Source organism: Latilactobacillus sakei subsp. sakei DSM 20017 = JCM 1157, assembly GCF_002370355.1.
In the GTDB taxonomy this organism is placed as follows: Bacteria; Bacillota; Bacilli; order Lactobacillales; family Lactobacillaceae; genus Latilactobacillus; species Latilactobacillus sakei.
This window is the reverse complement of sequence record NZ_AP017929.1, coordinates 242313-268499: the sequence shown is the minus strand read 5'-3', so window position 1 is coordinate 268499 and position 26187 is coordinate 242313. Positions and strand designations below refer to the sequence as shown.

General features: G+C 42.3%; 23 protein-coding genes and 1 pseudogene. 14 read left to right on the top strand and 10 right to left on the bottom strand.

The genetic code is table 11. From position 1 onward, the window contains the following. Positions 1–128: 128 nt before the first annotated feature. Entirely contained in the window at positions 129–296 is a 168-nt protein-coding gene (locus tag LEUCM_RS09930) for a hypothetical protein (RefSeq protein ID WP_197703326.1), read from the top strand. 593 nt (positions 297–889) lie between these two features. On the opposite strand, the gene LEUCM_RS01370 is transcribed toward LEUCM_RS09930, so the two are convergent. Together LEUCM_RS01370 and LEUCM_RS01365 are read right to left on the bottom strand one after the other, a co-directional pair. After that, the gene (locus LEUCM_RS01370; RefSeq protein WP_051524293.1) at positions 890–2122 is read right to left on the bottom strand and encodes an ArgE/DapE family deacylase; all 1233 of its coding nucleotides are present in this window, start codon (positions 2120–2122) and stop codon (positions 890–892) included. A 115-nt stretch (positions 2123–2237) separates the two neighbouring features. After that, positions 2238–3125, bottom strand: coding sequence for a LysR family transcriptional regulator (locus LEUCM_RS01365; RefSeq protein WP_025016235.1), 888 nt, complete (start codon positions 3123–3125; stop codon positions 2238–2240). Positions 3126–3247: 122 nt separating this feature from the next. On the opposite strand from LEUCM_RS01365, the gene LEUCM_RS01360 reads away from it, so the two are divergent. The 3 genes from LEUCM_RS01360 to LEUCM_RS01350 all read left to right on the top strand — a co-directional run bounded on the left by LEUCM_RS01360 (position 3248) and on the right by LEUCM_RS01350 (position 7223). Then, a complete protein-coding gene (locus tag LEUCM_RS01360; protein WP_025016234.1) occupies positions 3248–3823 on the top strand; it encodes a DapH/DapD/GlmU-related protein in 576 nt (191 codons plus the stop codon). 1 nt (position 3824) lies between these two features. Continuing rightward, positions 3825–4571, top strand: a complete 747-nt coding sequence (locus LEUCM_RS01355; RefSeq protein WP_056936440.1) for an SDR family oxidoreductase — start codon at positions 3825–3827, stop codon at positions 4569–4571. A gap of 120 nt (positions 4572–4691) precedes the next feature. Further along, a complete protein-coding gene (locus LEUCM_RS01350) occupies positions 4692–7223 on the top strand; it encodes a M1 family metallopeptidase (RefSeq protein WP_025016233.1) in 2532 nt (843 codons plus the stop codon). Positions 7224–7361: 138 nt separating this feature from the next. On the opposite strand, the pseudogene LEUCM_RS01345 reads toward LEUCM_RS01350, so the two are convergent. The 4 genes and pseudogenes from LEUCM_RS01345 to LEUCM_RS01330 all read right to left on the bottom strand — a co-directional run bounded on the left by LEUCM_RS01345 (position 7362) and on the right by LEUCM_RS01330 (position 13240). Continuing rightward, a pseudogene (locus LEUCM_RS01345) lies at positions 7362–8822 on the bottom strand (glycoside hydrolase family 1 protein). A 17-nt stretch (positions 8823–8839) separates the two neighbouring features. After that, the gene (locus LEUCM_RS01340) at positions 8840–10291 is read right to left on the bottom strand and encodes a 6-phospho-beta-glucosidase (RefSeq protein ID WP_025016232.1); all 1452 of its coding nucleotides are present in this window, start codon (positions 10289–10291) and stop codon (positions 8840–8842) included. Positions 10292–10310: 19 nt separating this feature from the next. Further along, entirely contained in the window at positions 10311–12263 is a 1953-nt protein-coding gene (locus LEUCM_RS01335) for a beta-glucoside-specific PTS transporter subunit IIABC (protein WP_025016231.1), read from the bottom strand. A gap of 119 nt (positions 12264–12382) precedes the next feature. Beyond that, a complete protein-coding gene (locus LEUCM_RS01330; RefSeq protein ID WP_025016230.1) occupies positions 12383–13240 on the bottom strand; it encodes a PRD domain-containing protein in 858 nt (285 codons plus the stop codon). A gap of 252 nt (positions 13241–13492) precedes the next feature. Between LEUCM_RS01330 and LEUCM_RS10040 the strand changes: the two genes are divergently transcribed. The 7 genes from LEUCM_RS10040 (at position 13493) to LEUCM_RS01300 (ending at position 20656) form a co-directional block, all read left to right on the top strand. After that, positions 13493–14233 (top strand): MFS transporter, encoded by a 741-nt coding sequence (locus LEUCM_RS10040; protein WP_307722582.1) that lies wholly within the window; start codon positions 13493–13495, stop codon positions 14231–14233. Further along, positions 14208–14822: an MFS transporter gene (locus tag LEUCM_RS10035; protein WP_307722583.1), complete on the top strand. Its 615-nt coding sequence runs from the start codon at positions 14208–14210 to the stop codon at positions 14820–14822. Before LEUCM_RS10040 ends, LEUCM_RS10035 begins: the two co-directional genes overlap by 26 nt. Next, positions 14822–15418 (top strand): NAD(P)H-binding protein, encoded by a 597-nt coding sequence (locus LEUCM_RS01320; RefSeq protein ID WP_025016229.1) that lies wholly within the window; start codon positions 14822–14824, stop codon positions 15416–15418. Before LEUCM_RS10035 ends, LEUCM_RS01320 begins: the two co-directional genes overlap by 1 nt. Before the next feature lie 14 nt (positions 15419–15432). Continuing rightward, positions 15433–15834, top strand: coding sequence for a MerR family transcriptional regulator (locus LEUCM_RS01315; protein ID WP_025016228.1), 402 nt, complete (start codon positions 15433–15435; stop codon positions 15832–15834). Positions 15835–15983: 149 nt separating this feature from the next. Continuing rightward, the gene (locus LEUCM_RS01310) at positions 15984–16517 is read left to right on the top strand and encodes a MarR family winged helix-turn-helix transcriptional regulator (protein WP_016264536.1); all 534 of its coding nucleotides are present in this window, start codon (positions 15984–15986) and stop codon (positions 16515–16517) included. A gap of 12 nt (positions 16518–16529) precedes the next feature. Continuing rightward, complete coding sequence (locus LEUCM_RS01305; protein ID WP_025016227.1) at positions 16530–18281, top strand: ABC transporter ATP-binding protein; 1752 nt, start codon at positions 16530–16532, stop codon at positions 18279–18281. A gap of 281 nt (positions 18282–18562) precedes the next feature. After that, a complete protein-coding gene (locus tag LEUCM_RS01300) occupies positions 18563–20656 on the top strand; it encodes a cation:proton antiporter (RefSeq protein ID WP_025016226.1) in 2094 nt (697 codons plus the stop codon). 58 nt (positions 20657–20714) lie between these two features. On the opposite strand, the gene LEUCM_RS01295 is transcribed toward LEUCM_RS01300, so the two are convergent. Further along, complete coding sequence (locus LEUCM_RS01295) at positions 20715–22409, bottom strand: oleate hydratase (RefSeq protein ID WP_025016225.1); 1695 nt, start codon at positions 22407–22409, stop codon at positions 20715–20717. Between the two features lie 40 nt (positions 22410–22449). Continuing rightward, on the bottom strand, positions 22450–22578 hold the full coding sequence (locus LEUCM_RS09955; RefSeq protein WP_011373946.1) for a hypothetical protein: 129 nt from the start codon (positions 22576–22578) through the stop codon (positions 22450–22452). Between the two features lie 319 nt (positions 22579–22897). On the opposite strand from LEUCM_RS09955, the gene LEUCM_RS01290 reads away from it, so the two are divergent. The 3 genes from LEUCM_RS01290 to LEUCM_RS01280 all read left to right on the top strand — a co-directional run bounded on the left by LEUCM_RS01290 (position 22898) and on the right by LEUCM_RS01280 (position 25052). After that, the gene (locus tag LEUCM_RS01290; RefSeq protein ID WP_025016224.1) at positions 22898–23653 is read left to right on the top strand and encodes a helix-turn-helix domain-containing protein; all 756 of its coding nucleotides are present in this window, start codon (positions 22898–22900) and stop codon (positions 23651–23653) included. Positions 23654–23744: 91 nt separating this feature from the next. After that, the gene (locus LEUCM_RS01285) at positions 23745–24605 is read left to right on the top strand and encodes an aldo/keto reductase (protein ID WP_025016223.1); all 861 of its coding nucleotides are present in this window, start codon (positions 23745–23747) and stop codon (positions 24603–24605) included. Positions 24606–24626: 21 nt separating this feature from the next. Further along, positions 24627–25052 carry a MerR family transcriptional regulator gene (locus LEUCM_RS01280; RefSeq protein ID WP_016264542.1) on the top strand — a complete coding sequence of 142 codons (426 nt, stop codon included), beginning with the start codon at positions 24627–24629 and terminating at the stop codon, positions 25050–25052. 54 nt (positions 25053–25106) lie between these two features. Here the strand turns inward: LEUCM_RS01280 and LEUCM_RS01275 are convergent, their stop codons facing one another. After that, a complete protein-coding gene (locus LEUCM_RS01275; RefSeq protein WP_016264543.1) occupies positions 25107–25625 on the bottom strand; it encodes a GNAT family N-acetyltransferase in 519 nt (172 codons plus the stop codon). Between the two features lie 19 nt (positions 25626–25644). Next, positions 25645–26097, bottom strand: coding sequence for a MarR family winged helix-turn-helix transcriptional regulator (locus LEUCM_RS01270; RefSeq protein WP_016264544.1), 453 nt, complete (start codon positions 26095–26097; stop codon positions 25645–25647). Positions 26098–26187 lie beyond the last annotated feature (90 nt).

Below are 26187 nucleotides of genomic sequence, written 5' to 3'. Positions count from 1 at the left end.
TTTATAAATAATACTATTATTATAGGAATTGCTTTTATTGGAATCAGTGGTGGCTGTGCATTTGGACTATCAATGATGTTTTTTAACCTAAAAAAAGAAATGCAAGAGAAGGGGCAGAACTATCAGGCATGGCTCAATCAATTGGTTACTTGTTAGCTGCAATTGGCCCAACTCTCTTTGGCTTTATGCATGATATGACTCATAATTGGAATGTATCATTAATTATTTTAATTGTGACTGCTATTTTATTAGGGGGATTTGGATTCTTTGCTGGTGAAGATAAATATATAAATTAAAATTATGACAGATGTTTTTACCAAATAAATAGAAACGTTAGTATGGGTAACAAATACCCCAAAAGTTAAAGTAAATAGTTAGTTGTCTTTTCTAGGTGGCACATTGTCGATATTTTATCGGCGATGTGCCGCCTAGTTTCATTTTTTTAGGAAAAAATAAACCACACCTTTTAGGTGCGGGAGTTAGAATTAGCTTCAGCATTAAAAATCCCTTTCGCTATAGAGAATGGCTACCAACCAAATCTAAAAGCGAAAGGGATTTTTATCATGTCTCAAGTAAAAGACGATAGTAGTTTAGCAGCACATACCAGATGGCAGTGTAAGTATCACATAGTGTTTATCACAGACATATTTTTAGGAATTGATTCTTTTGTTTAGTGTAAGTTATTCTGAACGAATTAAAATCGAAATTTTTTGTGAGCTAGAACTGTCCAATACTTAAATAGAATAGGTTAAAGTACATTAGTGCTCAAAATATGACGACTATGTTACTCAGAATTAACCGAACTTTGATTGAAGCGCTTAACCGAGGCGATATTACCAGATTATGTTGACTAATTTATTAAAAAATTTAGATCAAATTTGCAATCTATCTATTTTAAATAATCCGTCATGACTGCTTTAAAGAAGTCGATGTGTTTGAGGTACATTTCTTCGTCAACGTATTCGTCGATCATATGACTGGTATCATTGCCGGGGCCGACAACTGCCACTGGTAAGTTGGGGTTATTCTTAGCAAAGTGGGCGGCATCAGTACCACCAGCAACGTGCATCAGTGGATAAGCTTGGGATAACTTTTGTGCGCCGATTTTTTGAACACTTTGAATGAATGGTGCCTGTGGATTACTTTTAACCGGTGGTTGGTTATTAATGACAGTTAATGCTAAATTCATGTCTGTTTGTTGGTTAAGTTCAGCAATAATGGCATTGAGATCGGCAATGACTTGGTCGCCAGTTAATGCGGGGGTCGTGCGAACGCGGCAAGTGAGTTCTGCGTGACCGGGGACCGAATTAATTTGTTCACCACCATTGATTAAGGTTGTGACGGGAACAATATCGCCGAGGACATCATCGATGGGATGCTTTTGATCGAAGTATTGTTTTTGTCGATTGTAGTAGGTGAGCAAATGGTCAATTGCGTTAATACCGAGTTCGGGCATTGAACTGTGGGCTGTTTTACCAGTCGCCGTCACTTTAAAATCAAGGGAACCGTTGTGGGCGAAAATCAGAAAATGTTGTTCATTGGTTTGATTAGCTCTGAGTAGTTTTTGGACGATTTCTGTGGGAAATTTGTCGCTACTGTTTGCCAAGGCTTGTTTATCAACGCCAGATGGTTCGGCAACTAATAAGGCTGTCAAATTATCGGCATAACCTTGGGTTGTTAAAGTTTGGGCACCAGTTTCGTTCTTTTCTTCATCGACTGTTGCAAGGAGTTTGATTTGACCATTTAATGGGACATTTTCATCGTGTAATTCGATCATTGCAATCACAAGAGCGGCCAGTCCAGATTTCATGTCAGTTGCACCCCGACCGAAGAGTTTACCATCGCGAGCGGTTAGGGTGAAGGGATCACTCGTCCATTTGCTGCGATCGCCGATGCTGACGACGTCCATATGACCAGTCACGCCGAGGACTTTGTCGGTTGCTTCACCTAGATAGGCCACTAAGTTTTCGCGGCCTGGTTTAGAAGCCACTTTTTCAGTCTGGATACCGTGTTGTGTGAATAGATCGGCTAAGTAGTCGGCAATCACACCTTCTGCTTGGTCTGTTGTATCAATTGAGACCAGTTTTTCTAAAATTGCGATTTTTTCAGTTTTTTTCATCATCAAAAGACCTCCAGATAAGATTCAATATGCATTATAGAGCCCGTATTTAGGGAAAGCAACGGACATAAATTAAGAAATTCTGCAAATAAAGTGCATATTGAAAAAGCCGTCACAGTTAATGTGACGGCTTTTTGTTTGTCTGATCTGTGAAGGCTTCTTTAAAAAACTGACCAGCACTCGAGAAGACTTGGCCTTTTTTCCAGATAATGTTCGTATTGACGGTTAGTGGTGGATTAAACGGAACGAATTTTAAGCCGTTGTCCTTAGTATTGATAATGCCGTCGATGCACAATGCGGCGCTGTTACTGGTTTTGACCAATAATGAGGCGTTATATAAAAGCGTATAGGTTCCGACAATATCAAGTTGATCAAGGTTAGCACCAAACCAATTACTAATTTGTTGACGGACGAGGGATTGTCCCGAAATTAATAAGGGATATTGCGCCAAGGTTGCTGCATCAACGGTCGAGTGCGCCGCGATTGGGTGGTCGTCGGCAACCAGTACGCCCCAATGGTCTGATACGGGTAAGCGGACGAATTCATAGCGCTGCTTATCAACCGGATCAATGACGAGCCCAAAATCGAGCAAGCCTTGATCAATCCGTTCTTTAACCTCATCGGCAGTGCCGCTGAATAATTGCAGAGTGATATCAGGGTAGCGTTGACGTAAATCATTGATAATCATCGCGATTAATTGAAAGGCCTGCGTTTCACCGGCGCCAATGCTGATGGTCCCACTGACGACCTGATTATGCGTTAAGTTATTTGTCGTTGTATCAACTAAAGATAAGATTTCGCGTCCGCGTTTTTGCAGGTAAATGCCATCGGTTGTTAATGTGATTTCGCGATTGCCACGGGTGAAGAGTTGAACGCCTAATTCAACCTCCAAGTCCTTAAGTTGTTTAGAGAGCGTGGGCTGTGATAAGTGGAGGACCTCAGCAGCCTTACTGATTGTTTTCTCCTGGGCAACGGTTAAAAAGTAATTTAAAACACGTAAATCCATAATACTTCTCCTATTGATAAAAGTTATAGCTAGCTATTCGATATGAGTATTAGTCATTGTTAGTTTAGCGAAGTATACTGAAAACAGCAAGTAAAGAAGCGCGCTAAAAGGAGGTAATCAAGGTGGACTACTCATTGCGAACGAGAATTGCGAATCAACCGATTTACCATGATTCGGAGTTGCTTAAAGAAATTCATTTGGTCAAAGGCAATAATGAGCGATTAGTGATGGAAATGAATACAGGCTATCACGATGCAGCCGAAGTACGGGCGTATTTAAAGTGTATTACGGATCAAGAAATAGATGAATCAGTGACAGTGTCATTACCCTTTTATACGGACTACGGTAAACATATTACCTTTGGTAAAGAGATTTTTATTAATAATAATGTTCTATTCGTTGATTTAGGTGGGATTACGATTGATGATCACGTGTTGATTGGGCCGCGCGCCTCATTAATTACCGTGAATCATTTGGAAAATCCAGCCGATCGGCGTGGGTTATTCGTTAAACCAGTTCATATCAAACAGAACGCATGGATTGGCGCGGGGGCAACAATTCTCCCCGGTGTGACAGTCGGCGAAAATGCGATTGTGGCTGCCAACGCAACGGTCACCAAAGATGTACCAGCTAATATGATTGTCGCCGGCACACCGGCAAAAGTCATTCGTCAAATTAAAGCAGAAAAGGAGTTTTAACATGTCAATTCAAAATAAAGTCGTTATCATTACAGGTGCCTCATCAGGTATCGGAGCAGCAACTGCCAAATTATTAGCAAGCAAAGGGGCCAAGGTTGTTTTGGCCGCTCGTCGCAAGGATCGGCTCCAAGCCTTAGTGGCAGAAATCGGGGAAAATGCAATTTACCAAGCCACTGATGTCACTAATCGAGACCAGATGGCAAGCTTAGTCCAATTAGCACTCGATCGGTTCGGTCGCGTAGATGTCTTATATAACAATGCTGGCGTCATGCCCCAAGGAAATCTGAGCGAACGCAATTACGATCAATGGCAAAAGATGCTCGATATCAATATCATGGGTGTTTTAAACGGGGTCGGTGCGGTTTTACCAACGATGCAAGCCCAACAAGATGGGTTGATTATCTCAACTGATTCGGTTGCCGGACATGTCGTTTATCCAGCTTCTGCCGTTTATAACGGGACAAAATATGCTGTACGCGCCATTATGGAAGGGTTACGCCAAGAAGAAAAAGATAACGGCATCCGCTCAACGATTGTCTCACCAGGTGCTGTTAAAACAGAATTGGTCAATACAATTGGCAACACGGCTGTTTTCGAAGGCGTTAAGCAATTAATGGATGCCCCAGAAGAATCAGCGTTGGCCCTCAATCCAGAAGACATTGCCAATGCAGTCTTATATGCGATTGACCAACCAAAACATGTGGTAGTCAGTGAATTCTTGATTCGCCCAGCTAAACAACAAGTTTAATTGATTAAAGAAGACGTTCTGTGGAGCGTCTTTTTTATGTTGATGAGATGGATGACAACAGCTTTTTGAAATGAAAAGTCGTATAATAACAGTATTCTAAATGAAATTGGAGATCATAATATGGCAGAATTGATGCGTTTTTATCAAAGCTTTCAACCGGAACATTATCAAGTTTTTCTAGATATTAATCGGGCTCAAAAACGATTTAGTGGTCGGACAACAATTACCGGGACCGCTAAGGATGCGGTGGTCTTAATTCATCAAAATGGTTTGGTGATTGAAACGGTAAGTGCTGCGGGGAAGAGCGTGCCATTTACAGTTGATAATGACGCGAATGCCTTGAAGGTCGAAGTGGGCCAACCAGGCGAAGTGACATTGGTCATTTCATACACGGCCGCTTTAACGGATTCGATGATGGGGATTTATCCTTCTTATTATCAAGTCGATGGGGTGCAAAAAGAATTGATTGGGACGCAATTTGAAACCAACTTTGCGCGCCAAGCTTTTCCATGTGTCGATGAACCAGAAGCCAAAGCCACTTTTGATTTAGCAATTAAATTTGACGAACACGAAGGCGAAACGATTCTCAGCAACATGCCTGAAAAAGAAGTCATCGATGGCATTCATCATTTTGAAACGACAGTTCGGATGTCAACGTACCTTGTAGCGTTTGCTTTTGGTGAACTCCAAGGTGCACAAACGAAGACGAAGAGTGGCGTTCAAGTAGGCGTTTTTGCCACTAAGGCTCATCAAGCCAACGAACTCGACTTTGCATTGGATATTGCCAAACGCTCAATCGAATTCTTCGAAGATTTCTACCAAACACCATATCCACTTCCACATTCATGGCAGTTGGCCTTGCCCGACTTTTCAGCCGGTGCAATGGAAAACTGGGGCTTAGTCACTTATCGAGAAGCTTACTTATTGCTCGATCCAGATAATACGGCGCTAACAACGAAACATCGTGTAGCAACCGTGATTGCCCACGAATTGGCGCACCAATGGTTCGGCGATTTAGTGACAATGCAATGGTGGGACGATCTCTGGTTAAACGAAAGTTTTGCTAATATGATGGAATACGTCGCCATCGATGCACTTGAACCTGATTGGCACATTTGGGAAAGTTTCCAAACCTCAGAAGCATCATCCGCTCTACAACGAGATGCAACTGACGGCGTGCAATCAGTCCACGTGCAAGTTAACAATCCTGCTGAAATCGACGCCTTATTTGACGGCGCGATTGTTTATGCTAAAGGTGCACGGATGCTCGTGATGGTCCGTGCTTTAATTGGCGATGATGCCTTACGCGCAGGTTTGAAGGCTTACTTTGCAGCCCATCAATTCGGGAATGCAACAGGGGCTGACTTATGGGCCGCACTTGGCAAAGCCGCTAACTTAGACGTCGGCGCTATTATGAATTCATGGCTCGAACAACCAGGTTATCCAGTGGTAACGGCTAAAGTCGTTGACGGACAATTAACGCTTAGCCAACAACAATTCTTCATCGGCGAAGGCCAAGAGGTTGGTCGGCAATGGCAAATTCCATTGAAGAGCAACTATGCGGCTGCACCATTGTTGATGACTGACCGCAAATTAGTGCTTGGCGATTACGCGCAATTACGTGCCGCTAATGGACAACCATTCCGTTTAAATATGGGTAACGAATCACATTTCATTGTTAACTACGATCAAACGCTATTCGACGATATTTTAAAAGATAGTGCTGAAATGGCACCAATTTCACAACTTCAGTTGCTACAAGATTTACGGTTATTGGCTGAAGGACGTCAAATTAATTACGCAGATGTCGTTCCAGTTCTAGCACCGTTTGCTAAGAGTAATTCTAACTTAGTGGCTGATGCACTTTATACAGTTGCTGGTAATTTGAAGAAGTTTGTCACAGCCGGTGAAACAAGCGAACAACACTTGCGGACTTTCTTTGATCAATTGAGTAAAGCACAAGTCGCACGCTTAGGTTGGACGGTTCAACCAACAGATACCAATGATGATCAATTGATGCGGCCAACAGTTTTAAGTGCAGCCTTGTATGCTAAGAACCAAGCAGCGATTGATGCTGCGCACACATTATTCCAAGTTAACCAAGATCAGTTGGCAACTTTACCAGCTGCTATTCGGGTACTAGTCTTGATGAATGAATTGCAAAACTTTGGTAATGCTGTGCTTTACAGTCAACTCTTAGAAGCTTATCGTCAAACTAGCGATGCCAGCTATAAGAACGACTTGAGTGCCGCCTTAACACGGACGACTGATCCTGAATTAATCACCACTTTAATTAGTAAATTTGAAGATGCTGGTACAATTAAACCGCAAGATTTACGGGCTTGGTTCCGAGGCTTACTCGCTAACGATGCGAGTCAACAAGCCACTTGGGATTGGATTCGCAATGATTGGCAATGGCTAGAAGATACAGTCGGTGGCGATATGGAATTTACAACTTATATCACATCAATCGCTGCAGTCTTCAAGACACCAGAACGCCTAGCGGAATTCAAAGCCTTCTTCGAACCTAAATTAGACACCCCAGGCTTAACCCGGGAAATAACGATGGACATTAAGGTGATTGAAAGTCGCGTGGCCTTGATTGAAAGTGAAAAAGAAAAGGTTAATGCGGCAATTGCAAAGCTTTTATAGTTAAACGATTTTATCGCAAAAGTGCATGTTGTATTACTGCCGATAACAATTATGTTGGGATTACGCAAGCATTCGACCGATTTATTTTTACAGTATAAGAAAAAGCCCCTGACAAAAGTCGGGGGCTTTTTCTATGTTCTAGAGATCTTCGCCATTGCTAGCAATGACATTTTTGAACCAGTAGAACGAGTCTTTACGGCTCCGTTCGAGCGTACCGTTACCGTCATCATCTTGGTCGACGTAGATGAAGCCGTAGCGTTTTGACATTTCAGAGGTAGAGGCACTAATTAAGTCGATTGGGCCCCACATGGTGTAGCCCATTAGGTCCACGCCGTCTTGAACGGCCTCTTTCATCTGTGCGATGTGTTTGCGCATGTAGTCAATACGATAAGGGTCATGAATTTGACCGTCAGCTTCAACCTTATCGATTGCGCCTAAGCCATTTTCGACGATGAATAGTGGTACACCATAGCGTTCCCAGAGATTCTTGAGGGTAATCCGTAAACCGACGGGATCAATTTGCCAACCCCAGTCGCTTGATTCGAGATACGGATTTTTTTCACCGAGAATTAAGTTGCCAGCTGTTTTTTCACCGGCGGGTCTAGCTGAGCTGACCATTGACATGTAATAGCTGAAGCTTAAATAATCGACCGGATAATCTTTGATTAATTGTAAGTCGTCAGGTGCCATTTCAAGTTCGATGCCGTGGTCGTTGAAGTAACGGTTCATATAGTTGGGATATTCGCCACGGACCTGAACATCTGTGAAAAAGAGATTCAATTCATCATCTTCTTGCGCTTGACGGACATCGACTGGGTTCGATGTTTTAGGATAACTTTGCATCCGCGCCAACATTGAACCAATTTTGGCGTTTGGCATTAATTCGTGACATTGTTTAACGGCGATACTGCTCGCAACAAATTGATGATGCAGCGCTTGATAGCGCAGTTATAATTGCTCATTTGGGGAGAGGGTATCGTCAACCGCGCCGGTACCAGTGAATCCCCAAGTTGCGGCATTAATTTCGTTAAAAGTCATCCAGTATTTAACTTGATGTTGATAACGTTTGAAGACCGTTTCGGTATAACGGTTAAACGCAGTGATGGTTTCGCGACTGGCCCAACCGTTATATTTCAGTGTCAGTGCAAGCGGCATTTCATAATGGGAGAGGGTCACGACTGGCTCGATATTGTATTTTTTGAGTTCAGCGAAGACGTTATCGTAGAAGGCTAAGCCTATTTCATTGGGTTGCGCGTCATCGCCGTTTGGAAAAATACGAGCCCATGCGATACTTATTCGAAAAGCCTTGAAGCCCATTTCGGCGAATAATGCGATGTCTTCTTTGTAGTGGTGGTAAAAATCGATTCCGTGCCGTTTTGGATAAAGGGTATCGGTTGGATCGTCAATTGCGACTTGAATGCTGTCTTTAGTCACGGTGTTCATTGAAAAATTCTGGCGATCGGTCGCTTTTTGGACGACTTCGGCGGTCGTGAGCCCCTTGCCGTCGATATTCCAGGCACCTTCAATTTGATTAGCCGCGGTTGCACCACCCCATAAGAAATCTGGTTTAAAGCCGGTAATTGGTTGTTTTGAATACATAATTGTCCCTCCAAAAATTAAAATGTTTGGCCGTTATATAACACGCTACCGTTGGTTTTAATGACATTTTGATACCAGTAGAAAGAATCCTTTGGTGTACGGGCTAATGTGCCGTTACCATCATTGTCGCGGTCAACGTATACGTAACCGTAACGCTTGTCCATTTCACCTGAACCGGCGCTGACTAAATCGATACAGCCCCAGGAAGTGTAACCGATACAGGGTACGCCGTCGGCAATTGCTTGGCCCATAGCGGTGATATTTTCTTGCAGATAACTGATACGGTAGTCGTCGTGAATTTGACCATCAGCAGTGACTGTATCACGTGCACCTAGGCCGTTTTCAACGATAAACAGTGGTTTTTGATATCGATCATAGAGTTGATTCATTGTCGTCCGTAAGCCAAGACCGTCAGTTTGCCAGCCCCATTCGCTTGTTTTGAGATATGGATTTTTAAGCGAGGCGAAGACGTTACCTTCAGTTTGTTCATTCACCACTGGATCAGCACTAACTAAACGAGATGAGTAATAACTAAATGAAATGAAGTCGACTGTATTGGCTTTGAGAATCGCCTCATCATCAGGTCCCATTGCTAATACGATATTTTTGGCTTTAAATAACCGCTTGGCATAGTTCGGATAAGCACCACGTGATTGCACATCGATGAAGAAGTAGCCTTCGCGATTGGTTTCAAGTGCTTTGAAGACATCCGCTGGATTTGGCGTATTCGGATAAGTTTCGCCAGCGGCTAGCATGCAGCCAATTTGATTATCTGGATCGATTTCATGTGCAAGCTTGGTTGCTAACGCTGAAGCCACTAATTGGTGATGGGAAGCTTGGTATTTAATTTGATCTGGATGAGCAGCATCGGAAATGTCCATGCCACCGCCTAAGAACGGAATGTGGAGAATCATGTTGATTTCGTTAAACGTTAACCAATAGTGAACTTTACCTCTATAGCGTTTAAAAAGCACCGAACAAAAGCGCAAGTAGTGGTCGATCATCTGGCGATTGGCCCAGCCGTTACACTTATCCATCATCGCTAGTGGGGTATCGAAATGGTTGATGGTCACGAGTGGTTCAATGTTGAGCTCGCGACACAGATCAATCACGCGATCGTAAAAGGCGAGACCGGCTTCGTTAGGTGTTAAATCATCACCATTTGGGAAAATACGAGGCCAGCTAATTGATAGCCGATAGGTTTTAAAGCCCATCTCAGCCACCAAGCGCAGGTCTTCTTCATAATGATGATAGAAATCAACGGATTTGTGACTTGGATAGAAGTCGTATTGAGTCGCTTGCGCTTTTTTAGGATTCATTAGGGCTTCCCAGCGGCCATGGTGAGCATCTGGCAAAATATCAACGAGCGACAAACCTTTGCCGTCGGTTTGGTAAGCACCTTCATATTGGTTAGCGGCAGTTGCGCCGCCCCAGAGAAAATCTTTTGGGAAAGGGGTGTGATTAGTCATCTTTAGTCTCCTTTGAATGTTATTTTAAAGTTAAGAGTTGATCGCCAGTAGACACAGTTCCGGTTGAAATCAGAGGTGCCACTGAATCGTACAAATTACCATTAGTAATGATGACCGGTGTCGCGATTTCGTAACCGGCCGCTTGAATGGCTTCAATATCGAAGGTTAATAATAAATCACCGGGGAGGACTGCTTGCCCCTGTTTCATATGTACCGTAAATGGTTTGCCCTCAAGTTGGACGGTATCCATCCCGACATGCATTAAAATTTCAGCACCGTGTTCAGAATTAATACCAATTGCGTGTCCAGTTGGAAAGACGAGGCTGACTGTTCCGGCAACGGGTGCGAAAAGTTGGCCATCAGAAGGAATGATTGCCACCCCTTTGCCCATGACAGCTGATGAGAAAACAGGATCTTTTAGTTCTGAAAGAGGTATTACGGTGCCACTAAGGGGACTAGTAATGATTTCAGGTGTTACTTTGGCAGGCGCTTCTGTCGGAGGAGTAGGTGCCATAGGAGCAGCGGGTTCAACGGTTGCCACTTGATCTTCCTTAGAAATGCCGAAGAAAAGTGTTAATAATAATGCAATTACGAAGGCAACAGCGGCAGCAATTAGCGCACCGTAAACGGTCATATCGAGACCGGTCTTTGGATTGATAAAGTTCGGAATACCGAAGACACCGAGTCCACCCACGAGGTAGCCGCGAGTGCCAAATAAGCCGAGTAGCAATCCGCCGACTGCACCACCGATACAACTGAAGATGAATGGCTTTTTACGTGGCAGTGTAATCCCGTAAATTACGGGTTCTGTGACACCGAAAATCCCAGAGATGAAAGATGACCAGCCTAAGCCTTTGAGCTTTTTATTTTTCGTTCGTAATGTGATGGCTAAAACAGATCCGATTTGTGCAAAGGATGCGGCAAAGACGAGCGTTAAGATCGTGTCGTAACCTAATGTGGAAATATTGAGAATTGCCAGTGGCACAATCCCCCAATGAAGGCCAAAGATAACGAGCACTTGCCAGAGGCCACCAAGCACTGCCCCAGTAACCACTGGACTGAATTGATAGAGCGCATTACTACCAGCGCCTAATAGATCACCAAGCCAAGTTGACAGTGGACCAATCACTAAGAAGGTCACCGGCACAACGACGAGGGCCGTACAAAACGGTACTAAGAATGTCCGAATCACTTCGGGTAAGACTTTTTTGAAGAAGGGTTCAACTTTTGAGGTGAACCAAACAGCAACCACGATTGGGATGACGGATGACGCGTAACTCATCATAATCACCGGAATACCGAGGAATGTTGTGTAAATTGGTGATTCAAATAGCGTACCGGCAAACAAAGTGTAAAGTGGTTTAGCGCCTGTTTGTGCCAGCGCTGAAGGGACTCGTCCCACGATTGACGGGTAAACGAGGGAGGCCCCAATCACCATACCGAGGAACGGATTGACTTTGAATTTCTTGCTGGCACTGTAGCCTAACATAATTGGGAAGAAATAGAAGAATGAATCGCCGAGCGCAAATAGAATTTGATAAGTGCCAGATTTGGTGGTGAGCCAACCGACTGCGACAAAGAGGGCGACGAGCCCTTTAATCATCCCGGTTGCCGCTAAGACGCCAAGCGTTGGTGCGAAGATGCCAGAAATTAAATCGATGAATTTATCGAGTAAACTCATTTTAGGTTGTTGGTCGTCATCATCAGGGACGATGCCTTCACCGGCAATATTGCCGATTTTCAAAAGTGCGTCATAAACGTCAGCGACTTGATTACCGATAACGACTTGGTATTGACCACCACTTTGGACAACCGTCACAACGCCGTCCATATTTTTTAAAATATCAGTGTGCGCCTTTTTTTCGTCCTTCAATTTGAAGCGCAAGCGCGTCGTACAGTGGACAACGCTGCGGATATTTTCGGGTCCGCCCACGTTTGCCAAGATGTCTGTTGCAAGTTGTTCGTAAGCCATGATAGTACCTCCTTAGATTAATAATTGTTAAAACAAAAACCCAGCTAATGAATACAGCCTAAAAATAGGTTGCATTCGTTAACTGGGTTAATGCCTGATCGAATCAGTAACACACCATTTTATTCAGTTTGTTGATGCTGGGTGACACGCCAGATATGCAATAATAAGTAAACTTCTTCGTCGGATTGTAAGGCCCAATCTATCTCAAGTTTCAAAAATGCCGTAATTTGTTGGACAACTTGATACGCTTGTGGATAACGTGTGATCATCATAGCAAGTAGTGCCGGATCAAGTTGTGTGTCTGTTTCTTGCGTCTTTTTGAGACGTCGAATGATGAAGTAGCGAAGATGGGAGATGAAGCGACTGTAATTGAACGACTCTTCGTCTAGCACAATGCCGTAGTTTTTTTGGACGATACCAATGATGTTAGCGACCAACTTGGCCATGGTCATCGTGTCTTCGATTTCACTGTCGCCGTTTTTGATATTTACAAAATGATAAGTGAGGGGCACTGCTTCACCATCAGGTAGTTTGAAGCCTAATTTTTGATTGATCAGTTGAATAGTCTGCTGCGCAGTTTTATATTCAGTTGGAAATAAATTACGTAATTCCCAGAGTAATGATTGATCGTTTAACGTGACATGGGCGTTGATGCGTTTAACGGCGAATTGGAGATGGTCCGCTAGAATCAGATATTGGCGATCGTTAATCTTAGTATCTAATGCTGGCTCAACTAACGTAACGATTTCGGACATAATGGTTAGCATTTTTGCATTGATTTCTGTTAGTGCCTGAACTTGGGTTGCATCGAACCCCTTTGAACCGGTTGCGATAAAACGGCGTTCAATCTTTGATTCATCGACCAAGTCGCCAGGGTGTTTGCCAAAACCAACACCGTTGCCGATTACAATCCATTCAAGCGCTTGGCCGTCTTCAACGAGGGCAGCATTATTATTAAAATTTTTTTGAAATTTCATCTTACTCTCCTCTTTTTTGCACGGCAAGAAAAAGACCCACTAATTCAACACAGTCTATATGTGTGAAGAGATAGTAGGTCATGCCTGATCGAATCAGTAACACGCTATTTATATGATTACTATAAGCTATTTATGTAAACGTTATCAAATGATAAATTAATTAATTTAAAAATAGCCCTTGTCTTGAAGTGTACTTTAAGGTCTATACTTCATTTTGTTGATTAGAGATTAAACGAAATGGAAGTTATTAAAATGAAAAAGACAAACAAGAAGGTTATTTTAGCGATTATCCTCATCAGTTATTTTATGATTTTATTGGATAATTCAATTATTTTTACAGGGACGGTTAAAATTGCCGCCGAATTAAACTTAAGTCAAACAACATTATCGTGGGTCACAAATGCTTACTCACTAACGTTTGGTGGTTTGTTATTACTTGGCGGTAGTATTGGTGATATTATTGGCCGTAAGCGGGTTTTCATGATTGGACTGACAGTTTTCGCGGTAGGGTCATTATTAGTTGGCCTTGCCAATAGTGCGGTGATGATTATTTTAGCCCGGGCATTTCAAGGCATTGGTTCAGCAATCTTGGCACCAACGACTTTGGCACTCTTAATGGACAGTTTTTCAGGCGAAGCAAGAACACGCGCGATTGCGGCTTATGGTGACACAGCTGGTATTGGTGCTAGTATTGGGTTAGTTATTGGTGGTATTTTTGCCAGTCTACTATCTTGGCGGGACGGCTTTTTCATCAACGTACCGATTGCGATTATTATGATTGGTTTAACGGTTCTTTTCATACCAACCACTCAAGCCACACAAGCTAAGCGATTAGATTTAATCGGTGCACTGACGTCGATTATTGGGATGACGGCACTTGTTTATAGCCTAGTTGGCCAACAAGGTCGCTTACTAGCATTGTTAGTAGCAGTCGTTTATCTGGCAAGAAGCACGAACGAAACAACCAATGATGCCATTGCGCTTGTTTGCTGATCGCGAACGACTAGGGGGCTATATTGCGCGCTTCTTCTATCTGGGTGCAATGTTGAGTATGTGGTTTTTGACACCTCAAATTATGCAAACCCATTTAGGTTTTACGCCCCTTCAAGCAGGGATTGGCTTTTTCCCCTTAACGGTGGTTAATTTCATCGTTGCCTTGCAAGTTTCAAAATTAACAACGCGCTTTGGTAATACGAAATTACTAACCGTGGGGATTGCAAAGACCGCAATTGGGATGTGTGCCTTAGGCTTTTTCTCAGAGCAAGTTGGCTATGCGCTAGGTATCGCGGTTCCCATGATCTTGATGGGGATTGGACAAGGTTTAACACTCAGTCCATTAACGGTCGCCGGTGTTGCCAATACGTTACCTGCAGATGCTGGCGCAGCTTCGGGCGTGGTCAACATGGTCCATCAAATTGGGGGTTCAATCGGGATGTCGTTTATTGTGGCTGTTTCAGCGACTTTTAAAAACGGCCTAACAAGTTACCACGTGGCAATGGGGTTAGCGACCGTTCTCTTGATTGGTGCGTTGCTCGCGGTGATCGGCTTAATTTTACCAACACTTAAAAAGGAGTCTGAATGATGAAAAAAATCTTAATTATTGGTGCAACAGGTTCAATTGGTTCAGAAGTTACCGCACATTTATTAGACGAAACGGATGCGCAACTCACTTTATTAGCGCGCCACGTTAATCAGCCTAATCAAGAACGCGTCACGTGGGTTCAAGGAGACGCGACCAATCTCGTGCAACTCGAAAAAGTAATGCGTAATCAAGATGCTCTTTTTGTAGCGGTCAGTGGTCAATTGCCCCAAGTAGCCAAGGCAGTCGTGACAACGATGACTAAATTGCAGATTCATAAACTGGTTTTCATTGCTTCTATGGGGATTTATAATGAAATTCTAGCTAGCATTGGTGCTTCGGGTAATCTGGCCTCTAATGGGATGTTGCAAGCCTATCGCAAAGCCGCGGATATTGTCACGGAGAGTACTTTGAATTATACTGTGGTTCGACCCGGTTGGTTTGATCAAGGTAGCCATGATTATGAAGTGACTGGCCGCAATGAACCTTTTGGCGGGCATGACGTTTCTCACTGGGCAATTGCTGATTTAGTCCGGCGGGTGCTTGAAGACGAGCAATTATATGCACGAACAAGTGTCGGCATTAACCGGCCACAATAAAGGAGTTACGTGAGATGAATATTAAAGAAGCGAGTCAACAAACAGGCGTTACCGCGACAACCATTCGTTATTATGAAAAAGAGGGCTTAATCCCAGCGATTGATCGCAACGATGTTGGCGTGCGAGCGATTGACGACCGAATTATTAGAAGAATTAATTTCGTAAAGACAATGCGTGCAGCCGGGATGAGTATCGAAGCGCTTAAGGAATATATTCGTTTATTTGATGCCCAAGAAGATAATACAGCTCAGCAGTTTAAACTGTTGAACGAACAAATCGCAATTATGGAAGAAAAGCGCGATGACCTTCAAACGGCAATTGACCATCTGCGTTGGAAGGTTGATCACTATGAAGATCATATGGCAGTCACAGAAGAAGAATTAAGAGAGGTTGAAAAAAATAGAGCTGATCAGTAATCACTGAAGTTGGGGCAGTTTATACTGTGCCAACTTTTTTTAAAATTAATTGTTAGGTTTTTGCTGACACAACCTAACTAACGCGTTAAACTAATTTTCGTTAGGTTAACCGATATCAAAACTAACTAATTATGAAAGCAGTGATCAATATGACAAATGAAACACAAGAAACCATGGCGTTATTCGCTAAACTCGTTCAATCGCGGTATTTTGTGGCATCGGCATGGATGACGGTCGGCAAAGAAAGACGGCGCGATTTTATGAATACGAAGGGTAAATCACGATTATTGAATTTATTGGCCGCTAAAGATGGGCTAACGAATGCTGAAATTACAGAATTACTAGATATTCGTCCTAGTTCAGTGAGCTTGCAAGTTAAGGCACTTGAAGAAGATGGCTATGTTACACGCCAAGCATCAGCAGCAGATAAACGCGTTTCCCTCATTTTCATTACGGATAAAGGACGGGACTCAATCGAAAAAGGTGATTTGGAAACTGATAAATTATCAGAAACAATTTTGGCTGGCTTAAGCGAATCTGAAATCAATGAATTACGAGTGATTTTAAGCAAAATTGCTAATAATGTACAACAAACACAGTTTGATTCAGCCTTTTTCGAATACGGGCACCATATGCGTCATCAAAATCACGGCGATTGGAATCGTTCACGATTCCCTTGGTAGGAGGTTGTTATTATGCAACAAATGAGAGTCGCACCATCTAAAAGTCAATTTAGTTTCAAAGATTTTCTAGGTTTAATTAAGAATACAAAACCTAAATATTGGCAGTTGTTCTTGGGTTTAGCATTAGGGCTAGTTGCAACTGGTGTTCAGTTAGCGGTTCCTAGTTACGCTAAACAATTGATCAATAGTTTTTCAAAACAATTTAATATTTACATGTTGATTGGGATTGTTGTTTTATTCATCTTGAGTGCGGTGATCAGTGCCGCTTCGGGATCGCTACTCGGTTTTTTCGGGGAGGATGTTATCCAGAAATTACGGAATAACATTTGGCATAAATTATTGCATCTTAGAGTGAGTTATTTTGATGACGTGAAGTCGGGCGAAATGACATCACGGTTGGTGAATGATTCAACTCAGATCAAAGATTTATTATCACGATCATTTCCCGGGTTAGTAACAGCCATTTTCACAATTGTGGGGGCATTCGCTATTATGCTCTTCATGGATTGGAAAATGACTTTAATCATGGCCTTTTCAGTGCCATTGGTTATGGCTGTGATGTTACCAATTGCGAAGAAGTCACATGCCATTGGCCACACCCGCCAAGATGAGTTAGCGCGTTTCAACGGCGAAACGGATGAAACATTGAGCGAAATCCGCTTAGTCAAATCATCAAATGCAGAACAACAAGCCAGCCAACAAGGGCAAACAGCTATTGGTAGCCTTTATAAGATTGGTTTACGGGAAGCCATTTATGATTCTGTTGCGGGTCCGATTATGACCGCGGTCATGATGGGCTTAATTGTTGGTATTTTGGCTTATGGGTCAGCGCGAGTTGCTCAAGGCACAATGACAATTGGCGCGATGTTCTCATTTTTAATGTACTTATTCCAATTAATGGGGCCAGCCGCAACACTAGGGCAATTCTTTACAACGCTCTCAAAGGCTAGTGGTTCGACAGAACGGATTCAAGAATTGATGCAAGAATCTGAAGAAGATTTTGATCATGGAACGGCGGTAGATGTCGAAGGTCAAACATTGAAAGTTGAATCAGTTGATTTTGGTTATGAAGATGATCAAACGATTTTACATGATTTATCATTTGAAGCGAAACCTAATACGGTAGTCGCTTTTGCAGGCCCTTCCGGTGGCGGAAAATCGACAATCTTCAGCTTATTAGAACGGTATTACGAACCAAATCAGGGTGCAATCAAGATTGGCGAAACGTCAATTAACGATGTTTCCTTAGCGGATTGGCGGAAACAAATCGGTTTCGTCAGTCAGGATTCAGCTATTATGGCGGGGACAATTCGAGATAACTTAACTTATGGGTTAACCGGCGAATACGCAGACGCACAATTATGGGCTGTATTGCAGTTAGCCTTTGCTGAAAAGTTTGTGCGTGAGATGCCTGAAGGCCTTGATACAGAAGTCGGTACTCGGGGTGTTAAAGTTTCGGGTGGTCAGCGGCAAAGATTGGCAATTGCGCGCGCCTTTTTACGCGATCCTAAGATTTTGATGCTAGATGAAGCAACGGCCAGCTTAGATTCTGAATCAGAAGCAATGGTTCAAAAAGCTTTAGAAACCTTGATGGAAGGTCGAACGACCCTCGTCATTGCGCACCGTTTAAGTACAATTGTCGATGCAGATCAGATTTACTTCATCGAAAACGGACACGTTTCAGGTGCGGGTAAACATCAAGAATTAGTTGCTAACCATGAACTCTATCGAGAATATGTGGAGACACAATTTAATCAAGACTAGAGTGTGTCATTAACGGTCAGCTTCCGAGCATTAGCACAATGACGTGAATGAACGATAGTGTCGTTCGTTTGCGGCATAGCGCTAAGCGGAAGAAGCTGTTAATGAAAGCACGTTTAAAAAAGCGTGCGTCATTAACTGATTATTTTAGCTCTTCCAAAAACAGAGTAGCGTCCGAATCAATTGGACACTACTCTGTTTTTGGTTTTGGGTTATAATAGTAGAAAAGAGCAACAATTTAGTGCATAATATATCAATATTTGTTAGCTATTGGAGATTATAATATGAATGAATTTTACCTAGTGGCGCTACTGTTAGTCGGCGTCATCGTGGTCAACGTGGTCAAGCAACTTGTACCACGGATACCAGAAGCCTTTTTATTAATTGCGATGGGCTGGGGCCTATCGTTTATGCCAGTGTTCCACAACTTTCAGTTGGAACCTGAATTTTTCATGTTACTGATTATTGCACCGTTGATGTTTATCGATGGGCAAAAGCAATCGTTTGCCAATATTCGTAAAAGATTCCGAGGGATTTTCCTACTCTCGGTTGTCTTAGCCGTTGTTACAGCAGCGGTAGTTGGCGTTATGACTAAGCAAATTGAGGCCCAATGGACATTCCCATTGGCGCTTGCGCTGGCCGCAATCGTCACACCGACCGATGCAGTCGCGGTCAAATCAATGACCGGTAACAATGATATGCCAAAGGGTGTCGGTGAAGCACTCGAACTTGAATCGCTATTTAATGATGCGACCGGGTTAGTGATGCTGGACCTTGCTTTGTCAGTGCTCTCAAAAGGGACGTTCTCGGTTGTTGAAGGGATTGGACACTTCCTATTTGTAGCTGTTGGTGGGGTGGTCGTCGGTATTATTGGCGGGGTCTTATTGGTAATGCTTCGCTTTAACTTGAATCGACATGGTAAAAATCCGGAATTAACGACGATTCCGATTAGTTTATTGACGCCATTTGCGATTTACTTATTAGCAGAACATTTTGGCGTTTCCGGAATCTTAGCGGTGGTCGCAACCGGGATTGAACATAACTGGGAAGCTGATCGTTTACGATTAACATCAACTAACGTTCAACTCACTTCACGAACAATTTGGAATATTCTAGCGGATATTCTCAATGACTTTGTTTTCTTAATTTTAGGGATTTCGTTACCAGAAGTTGCTCGAAATGTGACGCAAATGGGTTGGCAGGGTGCTGCCGCTTTATTAGGGGTCAGTGTTTTAATCTACGTTGTCATGTGGATTGTGCGCTATGTTTGGGCATTACGTGGGGATAGTGCTTCAATTTCAGCTTTCTTTGGTGATCGAAAAAGTGATGAGCGGCCATTTTTTGCCCGTTTATTCGCAGTCAGTGGGATTCACGGTACAGTGACGTTAGCGATGGCATTCTCATTGCCAAATACGATTGCAGGGCATGCCTTTCCATATCGGGACGAATTAATTGCGATCGCGACTTTCGTCATTTTAATCAGTATGGTGGTCAGCTCGATTGTGCTGCCACGTAAGTTGCCACAAAAAACGGAAGCTTATACGATGGCCGATTTGGATCATATCCGCAATAAGATGGTCGATTACGTTATTTTACAAATGCGTTCTCAAATTGAAGATCATGCCGTTCGCGAAGCACTAACGGATCAGCTCCAATCACAAAAGAGCAATCGATTAACAGTGGATCGCGCGCAGTCGACTGCTAACTATAATGCATTATTGAGTGAAACTAAGGAAGTCGTGGATAACTTCCTTCATTGTGACGATGTTAATAATCGCTATAGTCCAGAAATCGTTAATATTTATGACAAAATATTACGACGCGTACTGGTCGAATCAAAACGTAATCACTTTACCTTGCGAATGAAACATTCTATTAAGCATTGGAAAAAGGAAGTATTGTGGCATACAAGTCATCGCGTGATTACGCATGAACAACAACGCCGTTTCCGGGATGCGCGAATTGCCGAAAACCCTGAATTGTCAGAACAGATTAAACAACGTGAAGTAATGCGGGATGATTTATTAGCACTTAATAATGAAGTGACAGATACGATTGATCATTATCTCGATACGGTTCTAGAAAATCGCTTGAAGCAAAAGCATAGCGATAATGATTTCGTTTATCTGGTTCGTCGTACGATGAATCATTTCTGTGCGCACATCAAACATGATTATCAAAAGAGTGCAGCAACAGTACCAGATATTTTATACGTTCAAGCATTCCAACATGAGTATGATTTCGTGCAACAAGGCATCAACGCTGGTTATATTAACCAATCGATTGCCGGTGTATTGTATACCGAAATTAATCAAGCACAGTTATTACAACTGCAACAATTCCAAGAAACAGAAGAGATGGCGTTGATTGAAGCTTAATCAATAGTAACTAAAAAGAGCCGTTCAGATTAAAATCTGAACGGCTCTTTTTTTATAATTATTCAAACATTTTCTTAGTAGCGCGCATCAATGTCTTGATATCACGATCGTAACGTGGTGTGTCGACTAATTTCGCCATTGGAATCCCAGCAAAGTGGTAAGCTGCAATTTCGCCAGAACGAACAGCACTTTGTTCAGTGAAAATCATCTGATAAGGTTGTTCAACAAATTCACCAGTGAAGGCTAAGTTGGTTGAATGTTCAGGAATGACCTCTGGACGATCTGTCTTGGCACGATTGTTGAAGAGTGCTGAAGCATATGGCATATAGACAGGGATGTTGTTGATGACACTGTCCATAATTTCGGCTTCCTTTTCGCGGATATTGATTGGACCAGGGTCGACCTTAGCTAATTGACCAATCAATTCTTGTAGCATTTCCTTACCAGTCATTTCGATGTAAGGTTTGTCCACGAATTCACCACTCCGACGTGGATAGAGGAAGTAACCCCAGATAACCGCTTCATTTGGTTTTTGAGTTGTGAAGTGAGGTTGATGGTGAACAACAATCGACATATTAACATCTTTTTGACCAAGTGGTGTGATTGGTTTCGTTGATAGGAATGAGTTTAAGGCATTCCCTGGAATTTGAGTGGTAATGCGTTCGATTTCGTTTAATAAAATATGGTTTTTAGTCGTTAAAGTAAAGCTGACCCATTCACTGGCATTGCGGTCAGCGAAGAATTTATCGGCATTACCGAGGTTGTAGAATTTAGAAGCAATTTGTTTCCACAAACCGGCAGCAGCACCGTAATCCATATTTTCAGGAGCTGGTGTGTTGTAATCACCAAGTGTTGCAGAATCAGTGATTGAACCGTTCGTGAAGATAACAGCAGTATCGTCATCAACCGTGATGTGTTCAACTTCATCTGTTTCAGTATTGGTCATCGTCATACCAGTAACCGTGATTTCATCGGTCATCTGAGTCTCTTTAAAGTCTAAATCAGTGATTCGACGGTTGAGAATGATGCGGCAACCTTGATCTTTTAAGTAGTTAATAAGAGGTAACATGATACTTTCGTATTGATTGTAACGTGTCCGGTTAACACCGACTAAGTGTTCAATCTGTGTGAATTCATAAATCATTTGGTGCATATACCGGCGTAATTCTTGTGCGGAACTTTGTGTTCTGAAAGCAAAGGTTGTTTCCCACATGTACCAGAAGTTAGTTTGGAACATATGTGGATCATCCTTGAAGTATTCGGCAATTGAAACATTGTCTAGTTTTTCTTCTTCAGAGTCGGGCATCATAATTAATTTGGTCATTAATAACCGATCTTTATTATTGAAGCCGAGGTGACCAGCATCCAAAATACCTTTGCTACCTTCCAATAAACGGGCCTTGTCGAACGTGCGGTGTTGCGCGTCGAATGAACGGGTATCTTCTTCAGCTGTCATATTAGGTTCAGTTGCTGAAGGAATCCGACCTAAAAGATCCATTAAATCGACGTAAGTCCGGTAATTAAGCATCCGGCCACCACGGGCAACGTAACCTTTAGTATTTTCTAGTGGATGTTTCTTGTTCCAGTATTCATCGGTTGTTTCGGAAACAGGTGCACCATCGTTTGAACCATGGTCATCTAATGAGTAGAATGTAATAGCATCACCAGACCAACCGCCTTCTTGAATTAAATAGACTGCTGCGGCCATGTTTGAAAGGCCAGCGCCAATCATGATTGCTTTTTTCTTGATCATATGAAAAACCTCCTAGATTCAGTTTAGAAATTACTAGCGATTAACGACTTTCAAACTTTTCGTAATCAACTGAATCATCTCTAAATAGTTCCATTTTTTTAGCAACTAAGCAAGCACCGGTGACTGTGATCCCTGCAAGTACAAGACTGCCTAATAAGAATTTCTTCATGATATTCGCTCCCTTCCATTAACTACCTTGGATATCTATATTATACTGCGAATTGAAAAAAACAAAAAGGTAAAACCCTTACAGAAATGCTGATAAGGATTTAATAAGGCCAAATGCCCTATTAAATAAGGGAAAAGGGGACTAATTAAGTTTAGGTTAAGTCGCTGTTAATTATTTCCTGGGAAATGAAAGGTTTGTCAAAATAAAGCGCCAAATAAGGATGCTAGAGAATGTCGCGCGTTTATTGAAGCGGGGTGTGAGATAATAGCTAGGCAATCAATGGTTATTAAATGATACTCGTAGTGACAGGAGGAATAGTATGAACATTGGTCACCAAATCAAACAAAATAGATTGAAACGAGAATGGACCCAAGAATACTTAGCCCAGCTGTTGAATGTATCACGTTCAACAGTCTCAAACTGGGAAGTTGGGCGAAACTACCCCGATTTAGAAACGATTGTGGCGATTAGTGATTTATTTACTATTTCTCTTGATAAATTATTACGGGAGGACAGTGTCATGACCAAAGAAGTTTCGAAACGGATGCACATGAACAAGTATTATAAAATCGTCTTGACGATGATTGCAGTTATTTTATTAGGATTGGTGATTAGTAACCGACGTTTAAACCAATTGGAACAACGGTATCGGGAGAATTTAAGCCATTATGGCTGGCAATTAATGCCTAATGGAATTTCTGAAGCTAAAAGAAATGCTTATGAAATTAAAAGTAAGGGTGCTTCATATTGGACCTATATTGTTCCAGCAGGCTTAAATCCAATTCCATTTGAGGAATATAAAGTCAACGTGATTGCACGCCAAAACAAACACGTTGTTGATGTTTTAGATAGTCAGCATATTACCGTCGTCTTTTCGAAGTCAAATGATGCCAAACTAAAGTATCAAGGTAGTGTTCAAGTTAATCTAGCAGGTGAATTGATTGCTGATCAACCACGGTTAACGAGTGCTAAGAAGGCGTATTTTAAAGCGTATTTGAAGCAACGCCAAAAGACTTATCAAGCATTAATTCAAAATAGTCTTCAGAAGAAACAAGAGATCATTACTAAACGGTAGTTAATTTAAATTTAACGGGTAAAAGTGCTTGACCTCAAGTCAGCTTGAGGTTGTAAAGTAGTCTTATCGATTAGAAAAAGGAGACTTTTAAATGCAAAAATTATCTGCCTTAACGGCCCCAATGACCTTAAGCAACGGTGTTACAATTCCAGGATTAGGTTATGGCACATACCAAACACCTAACGAAGAAACGAAAAAAGCGGTTTTAGAAGCTTTATCAGTTGGCTATCGGCATATCGATACAGCTGCCGTTTATGGTAACGAACAAGGTGTCGGTGATGCTTTGAAAGAAAGTGATATTGCTCGTGAAGATATCTTTGTGACAAGTAAGTTATGGAATACGGAACGTGGCTATGACGCTACTAAGGCTGCATTTGCGAAAACAATTGCGACATTAGGTGTTGATTATTTAGATTTATATTTGATTCATTGGCCAGCAAATACCAAACAATTTGGAGCTAAAGCGGCCGAATTAAACGCTGAAACTTGGCGGGCGATGGAAGATCTATATAATGAAGGCAAAATTCGTGCAATTGGTGTTTCTAACTTTATGCCCCATCATTTAGATGAACTCATGAAGACTGCTGTAATCAAACCAATGGTTGATCAAATTGAAGTGCATCCAGGCTGGCCACAAGCAGAAGCTGTGCGTTATAATCAAGCGCATGACATTTTAGTTGAAGCTTGGGCACCACTTGGTGAAGCAAGTGCTCTTTCTAATGAAACGATTGCGGCAATTGCGACGAAGCACGGTAAAACAGCAGCGCAAGTTTGTCTTCGTTGGGGGATTCAACAAGGTGTGTTACCATTACCTAAGTCAACCCATCAAGAACGTATGGCGCAAAATACTGACATCTTTGATTTTGAACTAACAGATGCTGAAATGACCCAAATTAGTGCCTTGGAAAACTTAGGCGGTCAATGCATGGTGCCAGATGAGGTTGATTTTTAATCAAGCGCAAGGAAGGTTAATATGGCATTATCAATTGGCGAAGTCGCTCAACAGTATGATTTAAGCATTCCGACACTACGGTATTATGAAGAACAAGGACTGTTACCGTTTATTAAACGCAGCCCCGCTGGTCGGCGTGAATTCCGGCAAGCTGATTTGGATTGTTTATGTGATATTGAATGTTTGAAAAAAACGGGCATGCAGTTGAAAGACATTAAGCAATATATCGATTGGCGAACTGCAGGCGATGAAACATTGGACCAACGTTTGGCGCTTATTCAACAACGGCGACAAATGTTGGCCAGTGAGATTGAATCGCTGCAAGCAGAATTAACGAAGCTAGATCATAAAGAATGGTATTACACAAAAGCCAGTGAGGCCGGGACAGAGGCTATTTTTACGGCGGATTGTGATACGGAATACGAACGTGCTCATCAGAATAAGTAATTAAAAAGAGGCGACCTTGATAGGTCGCCTCTTTTTGTTAACAGATAACCAATATTAATGAAGGTTTAAATCCTTTTGCATAATCAAATCGCGTTGCGCATCGTCACCGAGTTGGAAGATATGACCGCCAATTTGCTTAAAGCCTAACTTGGTATAAAAGGCGAGTGCGGCAGTGTTGTGTTCCCAAACGCCGAGCCAAATATGGGCTTTATGGGCCTCTTGCGCCATTTTGATGGCGTATTCGATGAGTTGTGTGCCAAGACCAAGTCGTTTAAATGTTGGTAGGATATAGATGCGTTCAACTTCCATTGAATCAGGATTAGGATTTTCGGTTTGGGCATCGTTACTGTTTAATTTAAGGTATCCCGCGATATTGCCGTTGTGTTTAATAAAGTAGAAGGCTGAATTAGGATTAGCGATTTCTGAACTAAGTTGCGTATCACTGTAGGCAGATTCTAGATAGTCAGCTAAATCCTGCTCTGAATTATCAGCACCAAAAGTATCGGTGAAGGTTTGAATACTGATTGTTTGTAATGCTTTAAGTTGTTTTGAGGTAACTTTTTCAATTGACATGGTAAAACTCCTTTATGGTTTAATAGGGCCGCTGTTGCCCTTTTTTGACTTGTTCCCAGTCGGCGGCAACGTTGGTGCTGACTTTGGTTAATAGTTCGTGTAATACCTGGGTTTCCGCTGTTGTTAGGCCTTGCAGCGCTACCTGATTGGAATAATCGTTCTCCCGTTTAATCTCGGGATAGATGGCTTGGCCGGCTGGGGTTAAATAGAGATGTTTGATTTTGAGATTGGTCTCATCAGCTTGGCGGGTAATTAACCCGGCACGGCTTAATTTTTGAATGGCACGAGTGACAGTAGCGCGGTCAACCTTAATCAGTTCGACCAGGCGCTCTTGAATGATGCCTGGATTTTCCGCAATGCGAACGAGATAGAGATACTGGCCACGGGTTAAATCGAATTTTTTGAATTCAATATTAGCAATCGAATCTAGTGAGCGAGCGATGACGCCAATCGGTCTTAAAATATCTTTCACAATAATGCCTCCCTCTTGTTGAATAGTAGTATAAAATATTTTTATTGTAAATGCAACATAAATTAAAAACAAATTATTAGGGTAATTTGG